Source organism: Nocardia sp. NPDC004568, from assembly GCF_040609955.1.
In the GTDB taxonomy this organism is placed as follows: Bacteria; Actinomycetota; Actinomycetes; order Mycobacteriales; family Mycobacteriaceae; genus Nocardia.
Map to the genome: position 1 here is coordinate 1 of NZ_JBEXLL010000015.1, position 16,506 is coordinate 16,506.

The window sequence follows — 16,506 nt, forward strand, 5'->3', positions numbered from 1 at the left end:
GTTCAGGCCTCGAAAGCGCCCGCGCGAAGCGCAAGTCTCGAGGCCTGAACGGCGGGACCGAGGGGGCCTCGACCCCGCGGCGCCGAAGGCGCCGCAATTAGACACGAATCACACTGCGACGCGCCGTGGGCGAGCAGATCCATGAGCGTGTCTACCCCACTCGCGTGGGTGTGGCGGGTTACGCTCATCGGCGTGATCTCCATGCGTCGTTGCTGCCGTCCCGGCTGCAAGAATCCGGCCGTCGCGACGCTCACCTATGTCTACTCGGATTCCACCGCCGTGGTGGGCCCGTTGGCGACGGTGGCCGAACCCCACTCCTGGGATCTCTGCGGAACCCACGCCTCCCGGATCACCGCCCCCAAGGGCTGGGATATGGTCCGGCACGAAGGCGGCTTCTCCACCAGCCCCGACGACGACGATCTGACCGCCCTCGCCGAGGCCGTGCGCGAGGCCGGGCTACGCCGCCGCCCACCGGAACCCGATCAGCGCGGTTACCGCGACCACACCCCGCCGCCCCAGCCCACCCGCACCGGCCGCCGCGGTCATCTCCGGGTACTCCCCGATCCCCCCGGCTGAGCTGCGTCTATTCGTGGCGCCGCTGGCGCCGAGAACACGCGGCTGTCCACGAAGCTGTTCCCCGTGCGAGGTCCTGCCACACAGAGCCGAGAAGCGGGGCATAGCGAGAAATGGTGGGGACGCCCTCGGCGAACAGAAAGAGGTCGGGGCCGCCGACCGAGCACCCCGGCTCGGTCCGGTGCGTTGCTCGACAGGTGCCTCGACCCCGCGATGCCGTAGGCGGCGCCGAAAACACAAGCATTAGGGTAGTCGCCATGACAGTCGCCCGCTCTGCCGAGTCCGTGAACGCGGTGATCAAGGCCTACGACATTCGCGGTGTGGTCGCCGACCAGCTCGACGCCGATTTCGTGCGGGACACCGGTGCCGCGTTCGCCCGGTTGATGCGGGGCGAGCAGGCACGGCGCATCGTCGTCGGGCACGATATGCGTGCCTCGTCTCCCGAGCTGGTAGCGGCTTTCGCGGAGGGCGTCCTCGCGCAGGGACTGGACGTGGTCCATATCGGGCTGGCGTCCACCGATCAGCTGTACTTCGCGTCCGGCCGGCTCGACTGCCCGGGCGCCATGTTCACCGCCAGCCACAACCCGGCCCGCTACAACGGCATCAAGCTCTGCCGGCCGCGGGCGCTGCCGGTCGGTCAGGACACCGGCCTGGCGACCATCGCCGAGGAGCTGGTGGCCGGGGTGCCGGGGTACGACGGCGAACCCGGTACCGCCACCGAGACCGATCTGCTCGACGACTACGCCGCTTTCCTGCGCGATCTGGTGGATCTGGGCGGTATCCGGCCGCTGACCGTGGCGGTGGACGCCGGAAACGGGATGGGCGGACATACCGTCCCCGCCGTACTCGGCGCGCTGCCGCAGGTCACGGTCGTACCGCTGTACTTCGAGCTGGACGGCAGCTTCCCCAACCACGAGGCCAACCCGCTCGATCCGAAGAATCTGGTGGATCTGCAGGCGCTGGTCCGCGACTCGGGGGCCGATATCGGCCTGGCCTTCGACGGTGACGCCGACCGCTGTTTCGTGGTCGACGAACAGGGGGACCCCGTCTCACCGTCGGCCATCACGGCGTTGGTCGCCGAACGGGAGCTGGCCAAGGAGCCGGGGGCCACCATCATCCACAATCTGATCACTTCGCGGTCGGTACCGGAGCTGGTGACCGAGCTGGGCGGTAATCCGGTGCGGTCGCGGGTGGGCCATTCGTTCATCAAACAACTCATGGCCGGTTCGGGCGCGGTGTTCGGCGGTGAGCACTCGGCGCACTACTACTTCCGGGATTTCTGGGGCGCCGACTCCGGCATGCTGGCCGCCTTGCACGTACTGGCGGCGCTCGGCGAGGACAAGCGGCCCGTATCGGAGCTGATGTCCTCCTACACCGCCTACGCCGCCTCCGGCGAGATCAACTCGACCGTCGACGACGCGGCCGCGCGGACCGACGCCGTACTCGACGCCTTCGCCGAACGCGCGGTCTCGGTGGACCGGCTCGACGGCGTCACCGTGCAACTACCGGACCATGCCTGGTTCAACCTGCGCGCTTCCAATACCGAACCGCTGCTACGACTCAACGTCGAAGCCAGGTCGCAGGAGGAAGTAGACGCACTCGTGACCGAGATCCTGCGCATCGTCCGCGCCTGACTGGAATAGTGGAAATACACACCGTGGATTCGCCCGTTCCAGACCCGGTGTCCACACCGCGGGCGGTCGCGGCCGAGACCGACAACAGCGCGATGAGGGGAGGTGCCACGCCCGATGATCGCTGATACCCCGGTACTCGATCTGGACGATGCCGCAATGCTCGAAGCCGCCGATACCGGCGGCGCCCTCCGTTCGGCCGCGTCCGGTGGCGCCCAGGTACGTGCCACCGCGGCAGCCGTGGCAGAAGGCGCGCTCACCCGGCTCGACGGTTTGCGCCCGCGGAGTCTGCTGCTGGTCTCCGGGCCCGGGCGGGCTGCCCGGGCCGCCGCGCTGCTGGTCGCGGCCCTCGGTGACCGAACGAGTCTGCCCCTGGTCCAGGTGGCCACCGTCCCCGCGTGGGCCGGCCCCTTGGATGTGGTGCTGGTGGCCGGTGACGACGCCGGCGATCCACGGCTCATCGATGCGGTCGATCGCGCGCTGCGCCGCGGCGCGGAAGTGGTCGTGGCGGCACCGGACGAAGGGCCGCTGCGCGCCGCCGCGGCCGGGCGAGCCGCACTGCTCGCGCCCCGGGTCCCGGTGCTCGACGAGAACCGGCTGCTGCGCTACCTAGGCGTCGGCATCGCGGTACTACGGACCCTCGACGGGCACCGCGGCGCCGGCTTCCTGCCGGAACTGGCCGAGCTGGCCGACGTCCTCGACACCGAGGCCCTGCGCGACGGTCCGCAGCACGAGGTCTTCCACAATCCCGCCAAGAATCTGGCCGCGCGCACCCAGCAGCGCGGACTCATCCTCGCCGGTGACACCGAAGCCACCACTGGGCTGGCCGTGCACGCGGCCGAGGTGCTACTGCAATCGGCGGGCCGCACGGCGACCGCGGTGGACCTCGCCGTCGCCGTGACCGCGCTGCCCCGCCTGGTGAACGCCGCCACCGCGGCCGCTCCCGACTACGACCCGCTGTTCCACGACGAGCAGCTCGACGGCCCGCCGCCGGTGGAGAAGAAGCGGATCTTCGTGTGCAGCACCGACTCCGATATCGTCGCGGCACGCCGCCGGATCGCGGTATTCGGTGGGGCGGGCGGCGGCACCGTGGACGCCGACCTGGTCACCGCGGAGCTCGAAGCGATCCCCGCCGATCCCGCCCGCGCCGGATCGGCGGACCCCCAGCCGGTGCCCGCTCCGATCGGCGGCGAACTGGAACGTCTCGCCGTGCTCGCGCTGCGCTGGGAGATGACGGCGGCCTATCTGCGGCTCATCGGTGGCCGGGCGATCGCGGCGAGCGATCCGGACAGCTACGACGGGGGACGCTACTAGTGCACGAACTCGTGGGTGCGCTGCGCTCGTACGCCTGGGGCTCACGCACCGCGCTCGCCGAACTCTGCGGGCGCCAGGTCCCGTCGGCACATCCGGAAGCGGAACTGTGGTTCGGTGCCCATCCCGCCGATCCCGCCTACCTGCACACCGACGACGGCACCCGATCGCTGCTGGAGGTGGTGTCGGAGAATCCCGGCGAGGAGCTCGGCGCGGCCGCTGCCCGCTTCGGCGACCGGCTGCCGTTCCTGCTGAAGATCCTCGCCGCCGAGGAGCCGCTGTCGTTGCAGGCACATCCGAGCGCCGAACAGGCACGGTCCGGATTCGCCCGGGAGAACCGCACCCAGGTGCCGCTCGATTCCCCGATGCGCAACTACCGCGACGACAGCCACAAACCCGAACTGGTGGTCGCGCTGGAGCGCTTCGAGGCGCTCGCCGGTTTCCGCGACCCGCTGCGCACCGTGGACCTGTTCCGGGCGCTGCGGGTCGCCGAACTGGCCCAGTACGCCGACCTGCTTGCCGCCCAACCCGATTCCGACGGCCTGCGGACCCTGTTCACCAGCTGGATCACCCTCCCGCCGACCGTACTGGACACCCTGCTGCCGACCGTGCTGGACGGCTGCGTGCGGTATCTGTCCAATGCCGAACGCGAATTCGCCGCCGAGGCCCGCACCACCCTGGAACTGGCCGAAGCCTATCCCGGCGACGCCGGCGTGCTGGCCGCGATGCTGCTGAACCGGATCACCCTGCAACCAGGTCAGGGCCTGTTCCTCGCCGCCGGCAATCTGCACGCCTACCTGCACGGCGTGGCGGTGGAGATCATGGCCAACTCCGACAATGTATTGCGCGGCGGTCTCACGCCCAAACACGTCGATGTGCCGGAACTGCTGAAAGTGCTGGATTTCGAACCGATCGACCTGCCCCTGGTCCTCCCCCGGCCCGCCGGCGACGGTTCCGTCCGCTACGACACCCCGGCCCCCGAATTCGCGCTGCGCCGCTTCGACCTCACAGCCGGATCGGCCCTGGTACCCCTGACGGACGCGGGCCCGGGCATCGTGCTGTGCACATCCGGCTCGGCCCGCTTGCTGGACGGCGATTCGAAGGTCACCCTGGCCCGCGGCTCGGCCGCGTGGGTCTCGGCGACGGACAAGGACATTCGCGCCCAGGCCACGGACGAACCCGCCACCTTGTTCTGCGCCTGCGTCGGCGCTGTGTAATCGGCACACCGCCTGCGTCGGCGCTGTGTAATCGGCACACCGCCTGCGGCGTCGCTGTGTAATCGGCACCGCCTGTGGCGTCGCGGGGTCGAGGCCCCCTTGTCTCGCAACACTCGACACATGCGGTTGCGTCGGCATTCGATGTCCGGGTCGAATGCCGAATCGACCGTCCGGCCGGCCCGGCATCTGATCGCCTCTACGAATACCTGGACCCTCGCGGTGCCGAGTCTTACGAGGCCCTGAAAGGGTCGAAGCGCGTCCCGAGGGGGCCTCGACCCCGCGCCGCCGGAGGCGCCGCAATCGGACACAGCATAGGCTGTTGCGCGGCTGTCGTAGTCGTATTAGCAGGAGGGTGGCGGATGTCGGCTGGTGGAAGTAAGAGGGCGATTCTTGCCGCGTTGTCGGCGAACGCCGGGATCGCGGTGGCCAAGTTCGTGGGTGCCGCGATCACCGGGTCGGCGTCGATGCTGGCGGAGGGTGTGCACTCGGTCGCCGATACCGCCAATCAGGGTTTGTTGTTGTTCGGGCAGAACCGGGCCGCGCAGCAGGCCGACGAACTGCATCCGTTCGGGTACGGGCGCAGCCGTTACTTCTATTCGTTCGTGGTGGCGCTGGTGCTGTTCACGTTGGGTTCGGTATATGCCCTGTACGAGGGTGTGCACAAGATCCAGCATCCCGAGGAGTTGAGTTCGCCGATCGTCGCCGTGGTGATCCTGGTGATCGCTATCGCCCTGGAAACCTACAGTTTCCGCACCGCGGTGAAGGAGTCGGCGCCGCTGAAGGGGCAGGCGACCTGGTGGCAGTTCATTCGCAATTCGCGGAGCCCGGAGTTGCCGGTGGTGCTGCTGGAGGATACCGGCGCGTTGATCGGTCTGGTGTTCGCGCTCGGCGGCGTGGGGCTGACGATGGTGACCGGGGACCCGGTGTGGGACGGCGTGGGCACGCTGGCGATCGGCGGCCTGCTCGGTGTGATCGCGATCGTGCTGATCATCGAGATGCAGAGTCTGCTGATCGGTGAGGGCGCGACCGCCGCGGAGGACCGGGCGATTCGCGAGAACCTGGTGGACGGCACCACGATCGACCGCCTGATCCATATCAAGACGCAGTATCTGGGCCCGGAGGAGATGCTGGTGGCGGCGAAGGTCGCGGTGGCGCCGGGATTGGATATCGCCCAGATCGCGGCCGGTATCGATGCGGCGGAGAGCCGGGTGCGGGCGGCGGTCCCGGCCGCGCGGATCATCTATCTGGAGCCGGACCTGTATCGCGCGACCGCGGGCGAGGCCTAGGTTCCTGGGACGCCGGATTCGGCGCGGTGTCCGCGGTGAGCAGCCGGTACGGGTCGGCGCGATTGCCGAACACCGTGCGCAGCGCGTGCCGGGCGGCGTGGACGCCGCTCATTCCGTGGACGCCACCGCCGGGCGGGGTGGCCGAGGAGCACAGGTAGACCCCGGGTATCCCGGTGCTGTACGGGTTCCAGCGCGGTACCGGGCGGAAAACGGTCTGGGCCAGGGTCATCGCGCCCGCGTTGATATCGCCGCCGACATAGTTGGCGTTGTAGGCGGGCATTTCGGCGGCCGTCCGCACATGTTTCGCGAGGACGAGGTCGCGGAATCCGGGGGCGAATCGTTCGATCTGGTCGGCGACGAGTTCGCTGACGTCCCGGTCGGAGCCGTGCGGTACGTGCGCGTAGGCGTAGAGGGTGTGCCGGCCGGCGGGGGCCCGGGTCGGGTCGACGACGCCCGGCTGGATGACCAGGGTGAAGGGACGGTTGGTGTGGATTCCGGCGGCTACCGCGTGTTCGGCGGCCATCGCCTCGGCCCGGCTGCCGACCAGGTGCAGGGTGCCGGCCTCGGCGCATCCGGGCGCCTGCCACGGCACCGGACCCGATAGCGCGAAGTCCACTTTGCAGGAGCCGCCGCCGTAGCGATAGTGGTCGAGCCGGCGGCGATATCCGGCGGGCAGCCGGTCGCCGGCGATCCTTGTCAGTTCGGCGGGCGCGATATCGCAGAGGACCGCGCGAGCGGCCGGGAATTCCGCCAGGGAGTCCACCCGGTGGCCGGTGTGCAGCCGGCCGCCGCGCCGGCGCAGGTCGGCGGCCAGCGCGTCCATGATCGCCTGGCTGCCGCCGCGCGGTACGGGCCAGCCCACCGCGTGGGCGAGGGTGGCCAGCAGCAGGCCGGCGCCCACCGCGGGTAGCTGCCGGGGCGGGACGATGACGTGTTCGGCGACTCCGGTGAACAACGCGGGCGCGACCCCGTCACGGAAGCGGGTGTTCCACAGCGAGGAGCCCTGTTCGAGCATGCGCAGACCGAACCGGACGGTCGCGGGACTGAAGGGGATGCGCCGCATATCCGACATGGCGGTGCGGACGACGTGCTGCCAGTCCCGGACCAGAGGTGCGAACAGCGATCGCCAGGCCTTACCGTCGGGTCCCAGCTCGTCGGCTGTCCGTTCCAGGTCCCGCCACGCGATCCCGGCGAGGCCGCCGTCGAGTGGATGGGCGTAGGAGGCCTCCGGCGTGAGCAGTTCGACCCCGTGCGCGGCGAGATCGAACGCCTGGAAGAAGGGGGAGGCCAGGGCCATGGGATGGGCACCCGCGCATTCGTCGTGCCGGAACCCGGGCAGGGTCGTCTCCGCGGTCCGGCAACCGCCGCCCAGGGTGTCCGCGGCCTCGTACACCTCGACCTCGAGGCCCGCGGCGGCCATGGTCACCGCCGCCGCGAGGCCGTTGGGGCCGGAACCTACCACTACGACATCCGCCATCCCCCGATTCTGCCTTCTCGGACGGTTCAGGGTCGGACAGCCACCGCGTCCACCTCGAACTGCATTGTCGGGAGCGCGAGGGCCGCGACGCCTGTCAGTGTCTGGACCGGCGGCCGGGCACCCCAGATCTCGGCGATCTTCGCGCCGACCACGGCCAGTTTCTCCGGACCGTGGTCGACGATATGGGTGCGCAGCTGGGCGATATCGGCGAAATCCAGGCCCACCGAACGCAGCGCGGTGCCCAGATTGGCGAACGCCCGCTCCACCTGACCGGCGAAATCATCGGTCGTGGTGGCACCCTGCGCGTCGGAATCGTATTGCCCGGCTACGAACACCAGTTCCCCGCGGGTGACGGCCACATGGCTGTAGCCGAACGGGACCGGATCGTGCAGGGCGGCCGGATTGCTGATCTCGATGGACATACCGGATCTCCTCGATGTGCTGACTGTTCGACAAGGATCCGACGATTCTCGCCCGCCGAGTGTGACATCACCGTCGCGGGTCAGGCGATGGACTGCCCGGCCCGAACCCGGGGACCGGTGTGGACCGGCAGGGTCTCGTAGCCGTGCAGCGTGTACAGCTGCCGTCGCCGCGGGGTGCCGTCGATCCGGAGTTCGGGGAACTGTTCGAAGAGCGCGCGCAATGCGTGGGCCGCCTCCATCCGGGCAAGACTGGCGCCGAGGCAGGCGTGGATACCGCTGCTGAAGCCGAGATGTTCCTTGGCGTTGGGGCGGGTGATGTCGAAGCGGGCGGGATCGGGGAACATCGCCGGATCGCGATTGGCGCCGGCCAGCGACAGCACCAGGGTGGCACCCCTGCGCAATCGCTTACCCGCGATGTCCACGTCGGTGTGCGCCAGCCGCGCGGTGGTCTGGACCGGGGGATCGAAACGCAGGATCTCCTCCACCGCGCCGGGCCACAGCTCCGGCTCGGCCCGCAGGCGGGCGAGCTGATCGGGATGCTCGAGCAACAGCACGATGCCCTTGGAGATGAGGTTGACCGTGGTCTCGAAACCCGCGCCCATCAGCAGGGTCGCCGAGGCGCAGAGTTCGTAGGTGGACAGGTCGCCCTGGCGGACCAGGCTGCTGAGGATATCGTCACCGGGTTCGGCGCGCAGCCGGTCGATATGGTCGAGCAGATACTCCTGAACCGCTTCCGAGGAACGCATGGCGCGCTCGTGGGCGCTCCAGGAGATCCCGATATCCAGCAGCGGGCTGATGGCATCGCCCCAGCGCAGGAACATCTGCCGATCACGGTCGGGGAACCCGAGCATCTCGGAGATGATGGCGATCGGCACCTGCGCGGCGAACCGGCCGACCAGATCGGCCGGAGCGTCGTCGGGCAGGTCGGCGAGCAGTTCGTCGGTGACCGTGACGACCCGATCCCGCAGGCGGCCGATGGCCCGCGGGGTGAAGGCCGCCGCGACCGGTTTGCGCATCCGGGTGTGTTCGGGCTGATCGATCATCAACATGGAGGGCGGATCGACGGGATTGGCCGGGATCGGGCGCCGCTCCAGGGCACGGCGGGCGAATCCGGGCAGCCGGACGAGGGCGGGCATACCCACCCCGAAACGGTTGTCCCGGAGCACTTCCCGGACCACCGCGTGATCCAGGGTGATCCAGAGCGGCCCGGCACGGTGTATTCCGCCCTCCCCGCGTAGTTCCTCGAGCAACGGGTACGGGTTCGCGATCCCCTCGGGTCCGCCGTTGAGGCGGGCGAACAGATCCCCCCGGCGCAGCTGCGCCTTCTTCGCGACGCGGATCAGCCCGTGCTGATTCACCCAGCGGAACACGTACTGCGGTTTCATTCCCACCCACTCCTGTCGGGCCGACGGCTTCCCTGCGCCCCGCCCGCCCGGCGGGCCCGGGTAGGCACGACCGGCGGCCGGTCGGCCCGGTCGCGTTCGACGGCCACCGGCACCGGAGGACCACCGCTACGAACGCTACGGAACGCGCGGCGGCCGGGGAACCTGCCGGAGTCGGAACTCCGGCCCTACCGTGGTAGGAGACGACCCATCACAGGATGCAGGTGACCCGTTCGCTTTCCACCCGCCGCTCCCGCAGCGCCGGGTCGGGATTGGCGACCTGGACCAGGGAGGCGCCCGCGGTGAGCACCGCGAGGTAGCCGTCGATCAATTCGGCGGGCGTATCCCAGGAGGCGCTGGACAGCACCCGGTCGCCTTCGGCGAAACCCTGCCGGGCGGCGGATTTACGGGCCTCGGTGAGCACCTCCGACACCGGCATCCCGTCAAGTGCCGCGCCGGTGCCGCCGGGCAGGAACTGATCCCCGTGCACGCGCACCGCGGTCGCGTAGTCGGTGACCCCGATCGGCAGGTCACGGACCGGCCCGCCCATCGGGTCCAGCGACAACGCCGCCACCTCGGGTGCGTCCTCGGTGTCGGCCAACCGGTCCGCGGCGGCGAACACCAGGTCCGCGTCGGGGTCGGAGTGCAGCACCACTTCGGTTCCCGCCCACCAGCAGCCGAGCAGGACGGCCGCGGTCTGCCAGTGCGCGGGTAGCAGCACCGCGACCCGCGCGCCCGGGGTGAGCCCGAACTCGTCGCGGATCAGATTGCCGGTTTTGGCCGCCCAGTTGGCGAGGGTGAGCCCGGACAGCTCGATCCGGGCGCCGGTCGCGTCGTCGTACCAGGTGACGCGGGGGGCGGCCGGTTCGCGGTCCAGAATCGGCTCGAGCACCGCTTCGGGAAGGGTCGTTGCCTGGTCTATGTCACGCATCGTCTGCTTTCGGCGCTCAATTCACACAGGTGGGTCCGTCTTCGGCCGCCGCGATCGGCGGCGCGGGCGGCACCGGAGTGGCCGAGGTCGACGTAGAGCCGAAATCGATCACATCTCCGCTACCGGATCCGGGGCCAGCGTAGTCGCTCGTCAGCACCACGCTCACCGCTCCCGTCGCTATCGACGGATCCGAGACGACGGGAATCCCGCCCAGCGCGGCCGCGACCGCCTTCGCGCCCGGATCCGACGCCGAGGGAGCGCGCACCTGACTCTGCGACACCGACCCACCGGAATAGTTACCCACGGCCCCCTGGGTGTAACCGAGACCGAGGAGTTCCTGGGCGACCGCGTTCGCCAGGCCCGAGACCGTGCTGGAGTTGTACACCGAGACCTGGACGTTCTCCGGATTCACCGCGGGGGCGGTGGTCTCGGTCGCGGGGCGGCTGGTGGGTTCCTCCCCGACCAGTGCGGCGACATAGTCGTGTACCTCGTCGGGATCGACCCGCACCACCGACTCCCCGTTCGTGGTGGTGCCGTTCAGATCGGCGACCGGGATGGTCTCGAAGGTGACCTCCCCGGCGGTGAGGTCCTGCAGCTGGTTCAGGAACCCGATCAGATCCCAGCCCTCGTCGAGTACGACGGTGCGGCCCACCGCGTCGCTGAGTTCGCGCAACCTGCTCGGATTGCTCAGCGTGTCGGCGCTCACGACCTGATGGACCAGCTGGGCCATGAACACCTGCTGTCGCACGATGCGGTCCAGGTCGCCGCGTTCGAGATTGTGGCGCTGCCGTACGAAGCTCAGTGCCTGCGGGCCGTCGAGCTTCTGCCGGCCGCCCGGGAAATACGCTCCCGAGAGCGGCTCGTCGACCGCGTGACGCAGACAGACATCCACCCCGCCGACCGCGTCGGTGAGCAGCACGAAACCCAGCAGGGAGACCTCGGCGTAGTGATCGACGGTGATTCCGGTGAGCCCGGCCACCGATTCGATGAGCGCCTGCCGCCCGCGCTGGGTCGACCGGTCCTCGGCGTCGTCCGCCGAAACCCCCTCGGCGAGCAGATCGTCCTGCACGGTCTGTTTGGTGACCCCGTAGGCGGAATTGATCTTCCCCTTGCCCAGACCCGGTATATCGACGTAGGCGTCGCGGGGAATCGAGATGGCGGTGGCCGAGCGGCCGTCGTTGGGCACGCGCACCAGCACGATGGTGTCGGTATTGGTGCCTATCTCGTCCCCGGCGTGCAGCATGGCCCGTTCGGCGTCGCTGAGCGGGTTGCCCTTGGCGTCGGTGCGCGAATCCACGCCGACGAGCAGGATGTCGACCGCGCCGTCGGTATGCCCGCCCAGGCCCAGATCGCTGATCCGCTCGATATTCGAGACCAGGGAATCCACCCCGCGCCAGGCGAACCCGGTCGCCACCAGCACCATCAGAGCAACCGATGCGACCAGTACCCGCACCGGGCTCCACAACGTCGGCTCCCCACGCTGCGCCACCTTTGGACTTCCTCTCCCCTTACGGATCGGTCGAGGACCCCGACCCACTTCGCGTATGCCGTCGAAACACCTTCCGCACCACGCAGGCTAACCAACAGCAGCCCCGGTGACCCCGATTCGGCGACCGACGGCGTGCCAGACTGGGCCGGTGAACGCCGCTCGACCGCCCGCAACCGAAATCGCCGACCGTCTCCTCGTCACCGGGGCGGGTGGTCAGGTGGGTGGTGAACTACTCCGGCTGATACCCGGTCTCCGGGCCTTCACCCGGTCCCGGCTCGACATCACCGATCGAGCGACGGTGGAATCAGTGGTCCGTCCCGGCGATATCGTCCTCAATTGTGCCGCGTTCACCGCGGTGGACCGGGCGGAATCGGAACCCGGTGCCGCCTTCGCCGGTAACGAGACCGGCCCGGCGGTACTGGCCGCGGCCTGCGCGCGCGCCGGCGCCCGGCTCATCCACCTCTCCACCGACTACGTCTTCCCCGGCACCGCCGACAGCCCCTACGAACCGTCCGATCCCACCGGACCCACCACGGTGTACGGCCGTTCGAAACTCGCCGGGGAACGCGCGGTGCGCGAACTGTGCCCGCGGGCCCATATCGTGCGGACGGCCTGGGTATACGCCGGGACCGGCTCCGATTTCGTGGCCACCATGCGCCGGCTGGAAAGGGAACGCGACACCGTCTCCGTGGTCGACGATCAGATCGGCTCCCCGACCTTCGCCGCCGACCTCGCCGCCGGACTACTCGAACTCGCGGCCACCCCCACCGCACCCGCTGTGCTACACGCCACGAACTCCGGCCGGGCCAGCTGGTACGACCTGGCCCGCGCCGTATTCGCCGGTATCGGCGCCGACCCCGAGCGGGTCCGGCCGTGCACCACCGCGGAATTTCCCCGGCCCGCCCCCCGGCCCGCCTTCTCGGTGCTGTCCGGGACCGCCTGGCGGGAGGCCGGACTGACACCTTTGCGTCCATGGGAATCCGCGCTGACCGAGGCACTCGCCCGGGCCGACCGTTAGGGTAGTGCGCTGTGAGCGCTTCCGATAACCCGCACGACCGCCCACGTCTGGCCGTGGTCACGGTCACCTATTCGCCGGGCGAACACCTCGAGCATTTCATCAGCACCCTGGCCACCGCCACCGCGGAGAAGCCGCAGGTGATCCTGGCCGACAACGGCTCCACCGACGGCGTGCCCGAACTCGTGGCCGAGGCCAACGCCCATGTGCGTTTCCTACCGACCGGCGGCAACATCGGTTACGGCGGCGCCATCAACCGGGCCGTCGCCGAACTCGACCCGGACCTCGAATACGTGCTGATCGCCAACCCGGATATCCGATGGGGCAACGATTCCATCGACATCATGCTCGAGGCGGCCCAGCGCTGGCCCCGGGCCGGCGCCATCGGGCCCATGGTCCGCGAACCCGACGGCAGCGTCTACCCCTCGGCCCGCTCGGTGCCCGGGATCCTGGACGGCGCGGGTCACGCGATCCTCGGCGCCGTCTGGAAGACCAACCCGTGGACCCGACGCTACCGCCAGGAGAACGAGGAGATCTCCGAGCGCACCGTCGGCTGGCTGTCCGGATCGTGCCTGCTGGTGCGGCGCGCGGCATTCGACTCGATCGAGGGTTTCGATTCCCGGTACTTCATGTACATGGAGGACGTCGACTTCGGCGACCGGATGGGCCGGGCCGGGTGGCACAACGTCTTCGTGCCCGACGCCGAGGTCACCCACGCCAAGGGGCACGCGGCCGGCCGGCACCCCGAGAAGATGCTGCCCGCCCACCACGCCAGCGCCTACCGCTTCCAGGCCGACCGGCATCCGCACTGGTGGCAGGCCCCGCTGCGCTGGGCACTGAAGGCCGGACTTGCGGTGCGCTGCCGGATTGCGGTTCGATCCGCTCTGCGTGCACGGGATCGGGAGCAGGCCGGATAGACAACCGACCGTTACCGTGCCGGGTCGATGATCGGATGGGAACAAGGGAGCTCCATGGCATCACAAGCAGGCGCTGACGCGGTGATTCTGGTCGGCGGAAAGGGGACACGGCTCCGGCCGCTGACCCTGTCGGCGCCCAAGCCGATGCTCCCGACGGCCGGGCTGCCGTTCCTGACCCATCTGCTGACCCGGATCGCGGCCGCGGGCATCACCCATGTGGTGCTCAGCACCTCCTACAAGGCCGAGGTCTTCGAGGAGTACTTCGGCGACGGCGCCGAGTTCGGCCTCGAGCTCGAATACGTCACCGAGACCGAACCGCTGGGGACCGGCGGCGGCATCCGCAATGTGCTGTCCCGGCTCACCGCGGACAATGTCATGGTCTTCAACGGTGACGTCCTCGGCGGCACCGACCTGACGTCCATTCTGGAGACGCACGAGAAGACCGAGGCCGACGTCACCCTGCACTTGGTACGGGTCAGCGATCCGCGTGCCTTCGGCTGCGTCCCGACCGACGCCGACGGCCGGGTCACGGCCTTCCTGGAGAAGACCCAGGACCCGCCGACCGACCAGATCAACGCCGGCTGCTACGTCTTCCGGCGCGAATACATCGAGAAGATCCCGGCCGGGCGCCCGGTCTCGGTGGAGCGCGAAGTTTTCCCCGCGCTACTCACCGAAGGCGCCCGGGTCCAGGGCCATGTCGACACCTCGTACTGGCGGGATATGGGCACTCCGGAGGACTTCGTCCGGGGTTCCGCGGACCTCGTCCGCGGTATCGCCCCCTCCCCCGCCCTACCTGGTCAGCGCGGTGAATCCCTCGTGCACGAGGGCGCCGGGATCGCCCCGGGCGCCCTGCTCATCGGCGGCACCGTAGTGGGGCGCGGCGCGGAAGTGGGCGCCGGCGCCCGCCTCGACGGCGCCGTCCTGTTCGACGGCGCCAAGGTGGAGGCCGGGGCCACGGTGGAACGTTCCATCATCGGTTTCGGCGCCCGCATCGGGCCACGCGCCCTGGTCCGCGACGGAGTGATCGGCGACGGCGCCAGCGTGGGCGCCCGCTGCGAACTGCTGCGCGGTGCCCGGGTGTGGCCGGGGGTGCAGATCCCCGACGGCGGGATCAGGTTCTCCACCGACGTGTAGAAGTGTTCCCGGCGGGCCGGCCTACACCGGCCGTCCGGGGCTCACGCGAAACCCACCGCGCGTTCTCCCCAGGCGGTGAGCAGGTCGCCCTCGGGGTCCGGGACCACCCGGTCGATCGAGTCGATCAGCAGCGTGTCCCGTGACTCCGGATGGTAGGGCGGCCAGTGTTTCGACCCGTCCAGGGCGGCCGGGACACCGTGGGCGGCGAAGGCCAGCCAGCGGCGCATCATCCGGCCCGACACCTCGGCGGCCTGTTTACGGCCGCCGAGCCAGAAGGTGGGGTCGTGGTCGAAGGTGCCGAAGTTGCCGAACACGTACGGCAGTTCGGTGGCGTGACCGGCGCCGACGCGGGCCGCCCGCAGCATGGGCGTGGCGTGGTCGAAACGGTACATCCAGGTTCGTGAATGCTGGGCGTGGCCGTCGGCCACCCACAGGGCCGGCATCCGGAACGCCGCGTCGGTGGACATCGCCAGCGCACCCCGTGGCTTCGCCAGGTCGGGATACACCGCGGTGATCTCCGCGAGCCGTTCCGCCGACAGCCCCGGGTGCCCCGCCTCTACCTGTTCGAGCATCGTGTTCACCGCTTGCGGGGTCACCGGCATGATCGGCGACCGGAACAGCCGGAACAGCGACGCCTCGTCTTTGTTGGTGCCGATGATGAGGGGCACGCGATGCGAGCGCCCGTCCCGGAAACGGTCGGTGGGATAGCCCGGGAGCAGGTCCTCGTCGACCACCGGGGCCGCGGCCAGAGTGCCCGGCGCTTGCAGCGGGACCTCGTCGATCAGGACCGCGGCGGCCCGCACGATCCGCGCGAGCGGACATTCGAGCAGTTCGCCGATCCGAGCCCGGGGCAGGTCGATCAGTTCACGAAAACGTTCGGCCACCCCGGCCGCGCGTTCCTGCCCGTACACGGTCGTGGCGGGCGGGCTCTGTGCGATGGCGCGCTGGAACAGCCCGGCGGCGCGCGGCGCGGTGAGCAACGCGGTGACACAGCCGGCCCCCGACGATTCCCCGAAGAGGGTCACGTTTCCCGGGTCGCCGCCGAAGCCCCCGATATTGTCACGCACCCATTCCAGGGCCGCGAGCTGGTCGAGGAGGCCCAGATTGGGTACGAACTCGTCGGACAGCGACGACAGGTCCAGGAACCCGAACGCGCCCACCCGGTAGTTCACCGTCACCACCACGACGTCACCCGTCTCGGCCAGGTGGCGGCCGTCGTAGACGCCCTGCGCCGCGGAGCCGAGGCAGTACGCGCCGCCGTGCAGCCACACCATCACCGGCCGCGGCTCCTCGGACGCGGTGGCAGGCGCCCAGATGTTGAGCCACAGACAGTCCTCGCCCATCTCCAGCGAGCGGTCCATGGGCACGGTGTTGTTCATATCCTGCGGTGCGATCTGGCCGGCGACCAGGCAGTCGCGCACCCCGCCCCAGCGCTCCGGCGCCCTCGGCGGCCGGAACCGGCGAGGTCCGGCGGCTGCGGCGGCGTAGGGAACACCCCGCCAGACCGCTACCGCGCCCTCCCGGCTACCGCGGACCGCACCGAACTCGGTCCGCGCCAGTGGGCCGCCCTCGTCGCCCACCGCAGGCGTCACCTCGAAGCACTGGACGTTCATCACAGACCTCCTCTACCTGTGCATTCGAGGGTACGACCGAAGTGGTTACACTTCGGTTTCGGAAATGTCGCGTTGCACCGCGAAAAAGGTACGCCGGGCGGCCCTAGA

General features: G+C 69.8%; 14 protein-coding genes. 8 read left to right on the forward strand and 6 right to left on the reverse strand.

All coding sequences use genetic code 11. The annotated features are described in order from the left end of the window. The first annotated feature begins 192 nt into the window (after positions 1-192). From ABZV91_RS10015 to ABZV91_RS10035, 5 genes are all read left to right on the forward strand, one after another. The gene (locus ABZV91_RS10015; protein ID WP_355238482.1) at positions 193-576 is read left to right on the forward strand and encodes a DUF3499 domain-containing protein; all 384 of its coding nucleotides are present in this window, start codon (positions 193-195) and stop codon (positions 574-576) included. Positions 577-830: 254 nt separating this feature from the next. Continuing rightward, the gene (locus ABZV91_RS10020; RefSeq protein WP_355238266.1) at positions 831-2,207 is read left to right on the forward strand and encodes a phosphomannomutase/phosphoglucomutase; all 1,377 of its coding nucleotides are present in this window, start codon (positions 831-833) and stop codon (positions 2,205-2,207) included. A gap of 114 nt (positions 2,208-2,321) precedes the next feature. Continuing rightward, positions 2,322-3,518 carry a tobH protein gene (locus tag ABZV91_RS10025; RefSeq protein WP_355238269.1) on the forward strand — a complete coding sequence of 399 codons (1,197 nt, stop codon included), beginning with the start codon at positions 2,322-2,324 and terminating at the stop codon, positions 3,516-3,518. Beyond that, positions 3,518-4,732 carry a mannose-6-phosphate isomerase, class I gene (gene manA, locus ABZV91_RS10030; RefSeq protein ID WP_355238272.1) on the forward strand — a complete coding sequence of 405 codons (1,215 nt, stop codon included), beginning with the start codon at positions 3,518-3,520 and terminating at the stop codon, positions 4,730-4,732. The genes ABZV91_RS10025 and manA overlap by 1 nt, the downstream gene beginning before the upstream one ends. A gap of 359 nt (positions 4,733-5,091) precedes the next feature. Beyond that, positions 5,092-6,018 carry a cation diffusion facilitator family transporter gene (locus ABZV91_RS10035; protein WP_355238275.1) on the forward strand — a complete coding sequence of 309 codons (927 nt, stop codon included), beginning with the start codon at positions 5,092-5,094 and terminating at the stop codon, positions 6,016-6,018. Here ABZV91_RS10035 and ABZV91_RS10040 read toward each other — a convergent pair. The 5 genes from ABZV91_RS10040 to ABZV91_RS10060 form a co-directional block, all read right to left on the reverse strand. Then, a complete protein-coding gene (locus tag ABZV91_RS10040; protein ID WP_355238278.1) occupies positions 5,969-7,495 on the reverse strand; it encodes an NAD(P)/FAD-dependent oxidoreductase in 1,527 nt (508 codons plus the stop codon). The two genes, ABZV91_RS10035 and ABZV91_RS10040, sit on opposite strands and share 50 nt — an antisense overlap. Before the next feature lie 26 nt (positions 7,496-7,521). Continuing rightward, positions 7,522-7,917: a Rid family hydrolase gene (locus ABZV91_RS10045; RefSeq protein ID WP_355238281.1), complete on the reverse strand. Its 396-nt coding sequence runs from the start codon at positions 7,915-7,917 to the stop codon at positions 7,522-7,524. A gap of 80 nt (positions 7,918-7,997) precedes the next feature. Beyond that, positions 7,998-9,302, reverse strand: a complete 1,305-nt coding sequence (locus ABZV91_RS10050; protein ID WP_355238284.1) for a cytochrome P450 — start codon at positions 9,300-9,302, stop codon at positions 7,998-8,000. A 208-nt stretch (positions 9,303-9,510) separates the two neighbouring features. Beyond that, the gene (locus ABZV91_RS10055; protein WP_355238287.1) at positions 9,511-10,230 is read right to left on the reverse strand and encodes a TIGR03089 family protein; all 720 of its coding nucleotides are present in this window, start codon (positions 10,228-10,230) and stop codon (positions 9,511-9,513) included. A 16-nt stretch (positions 10,231-10,246) separates the two neighbouring features. Then, the gene (locus ABZV91_RS10060) at positions 10,247-11,653 is read right to left on the reverse strand and encodes an LCP family protein (RefSeq protein ID WP_355238485.1); all 1,407 of its coding nucleotides are present in this window, start codon (positions 11,651-11,653) and stop codon (positions 10,247-10,249) included. A 214-nt stretch (positions 11,654-11,867) separates the two neighbouring features. On the opposite strand from ABZV91_RS10060, the gene rfbD reads away from it, so the two are divergent. From rfbD to ABZV91_RS10075, 3 genes are read left to right on the forward strand one after another with little or no spacing between them, the layout of a single operon-like run. Next, a complete protein-coding gene (rfbD, locus tag ABZV91_RS10065; RefSeq protein ID WP_355238290.1) occupies positions 11,868-12,737 on the forward strand; it encodes a dTDP-4-dehydrorhamnose reductase in 870 nt (289 codons plus the stop codon). An 11-nt stretch (positions 12,738-12,748) separates the two neighbouring features. Further along, positions 12,749-13,651 (forward strand): glycosyltransferase family 2 protein, encoded by a 903-nt coding sequence (locus ABZV91_RS10070; RefSeq protein WP_355238292.1) that lies wholly within the window; start codon positions 12,749-12,751, stop codon positions 13,649-13,651. Positions 13,652-13,705: 54 nt separating this feature from the next. Beyond that, positions 13,706-14,785 (forward strand): NDP-sugar synthase, encoded by a 1,080-nt coding sequence (locus tag ABZV91_RS10075; RefSeq protein ID WP_355238295.1) that lies wholly within the window; start codon positions 13,706-13,708, stop codon positions 14,783-14,785. A gap of 41 nt (positions 14,786-14,826) precedes the next feature. On the opposite strand, the gene ABZV91_RS10080 is transcribed toward ABZV91_RS10075, so the two are convergent. Further along, positions 14,827-16,398: a carboxylesterase/lipase family protein gene (locus ABZV91_RS10080; protein WP_355238297.1), complete on the reverse strand. Its 1,572-nt coding sequence runs from the start codon at positions 16,396-16,398 to the stop codon at positions 14,827-14,829. Positions 16,399-16,506: the final 108 nt, after the last annotated feature.

Bases quoted from the DNA above. Each gene is read 5' to 3' on its own strand.
- ABZV91_RS10055 (WP_355238287.1), bottom strand. From the start codon at position 10,230: ATGCGTGACATAGACCAGGCAACGACCCTTCCCGAAGCGGTGCTCGAG.
- ABZV91_RS10075 (WP_355238295.1), top strand. From the start codon at position 13,706: ATGGCATCACAAGCAGGCGCTGACGCGGTGATTCTGGTCGGCGGAAAG.
- ABZV91_RS10045 (WP_355238281.1), bottom strand. From the start codon at position 7,917: ATGTCCATCGAGATCAGCAATCCGGCCGCCCTGCACGATCCGGTCCCG.
- ABZV91_RS10080 (WP_355238297.1), bottom strand. From the start codon at position 16,398: ATGAACGTCCAGTGCTTCGAGGTGACGCCTGCGGTGGGCGACGAGGGC.
- ABZV91_RS10020 (WP_355238266.1), top strand. From the start codon at position 831: ATGACAGTCGCCCGCTCTGCCGAGTCCGTGAACGCGGTGATCAAGGCC.
- ABZV91_RS10035 (WP_355238275.1), top strand. From the start codon at position 5,092: ATGTCGGCTGGTGGAAGTAAGAGGGCGATTCTTGCCGCGTTGTCGGCG.
- ABZV91_RS10040 (WP_355238278.1), bottom strand. From the start codon at position 7,495: ATGGCGGATGTCGTAGTGGTAGGTTCCGGCCCCAACGGCCTCGCGGCG.
- ABZV91_RS10060 (WP_355238485.1), bottom strand. From the start codon at position 11,653: ATGGTGCTGGTGGCGACCGGGTTCGCCTGGCGCGGGGTGGATTCCCTG.
- ABZV91_RS10050 (WP_355238284.1), bottom strand. From the start codon at position 9,302: ATGAAACCGCAGTACGTGTTCCGCTGGGTGAATCAGCACGGGCTGATC.
- ABZV91_RS10025 (WP_355238269.1), top strand. From the start codon at position 2,322: ATGATCGCTGATACCCCGGTACTCGATCTGGACGATGCCGCAATGCTC.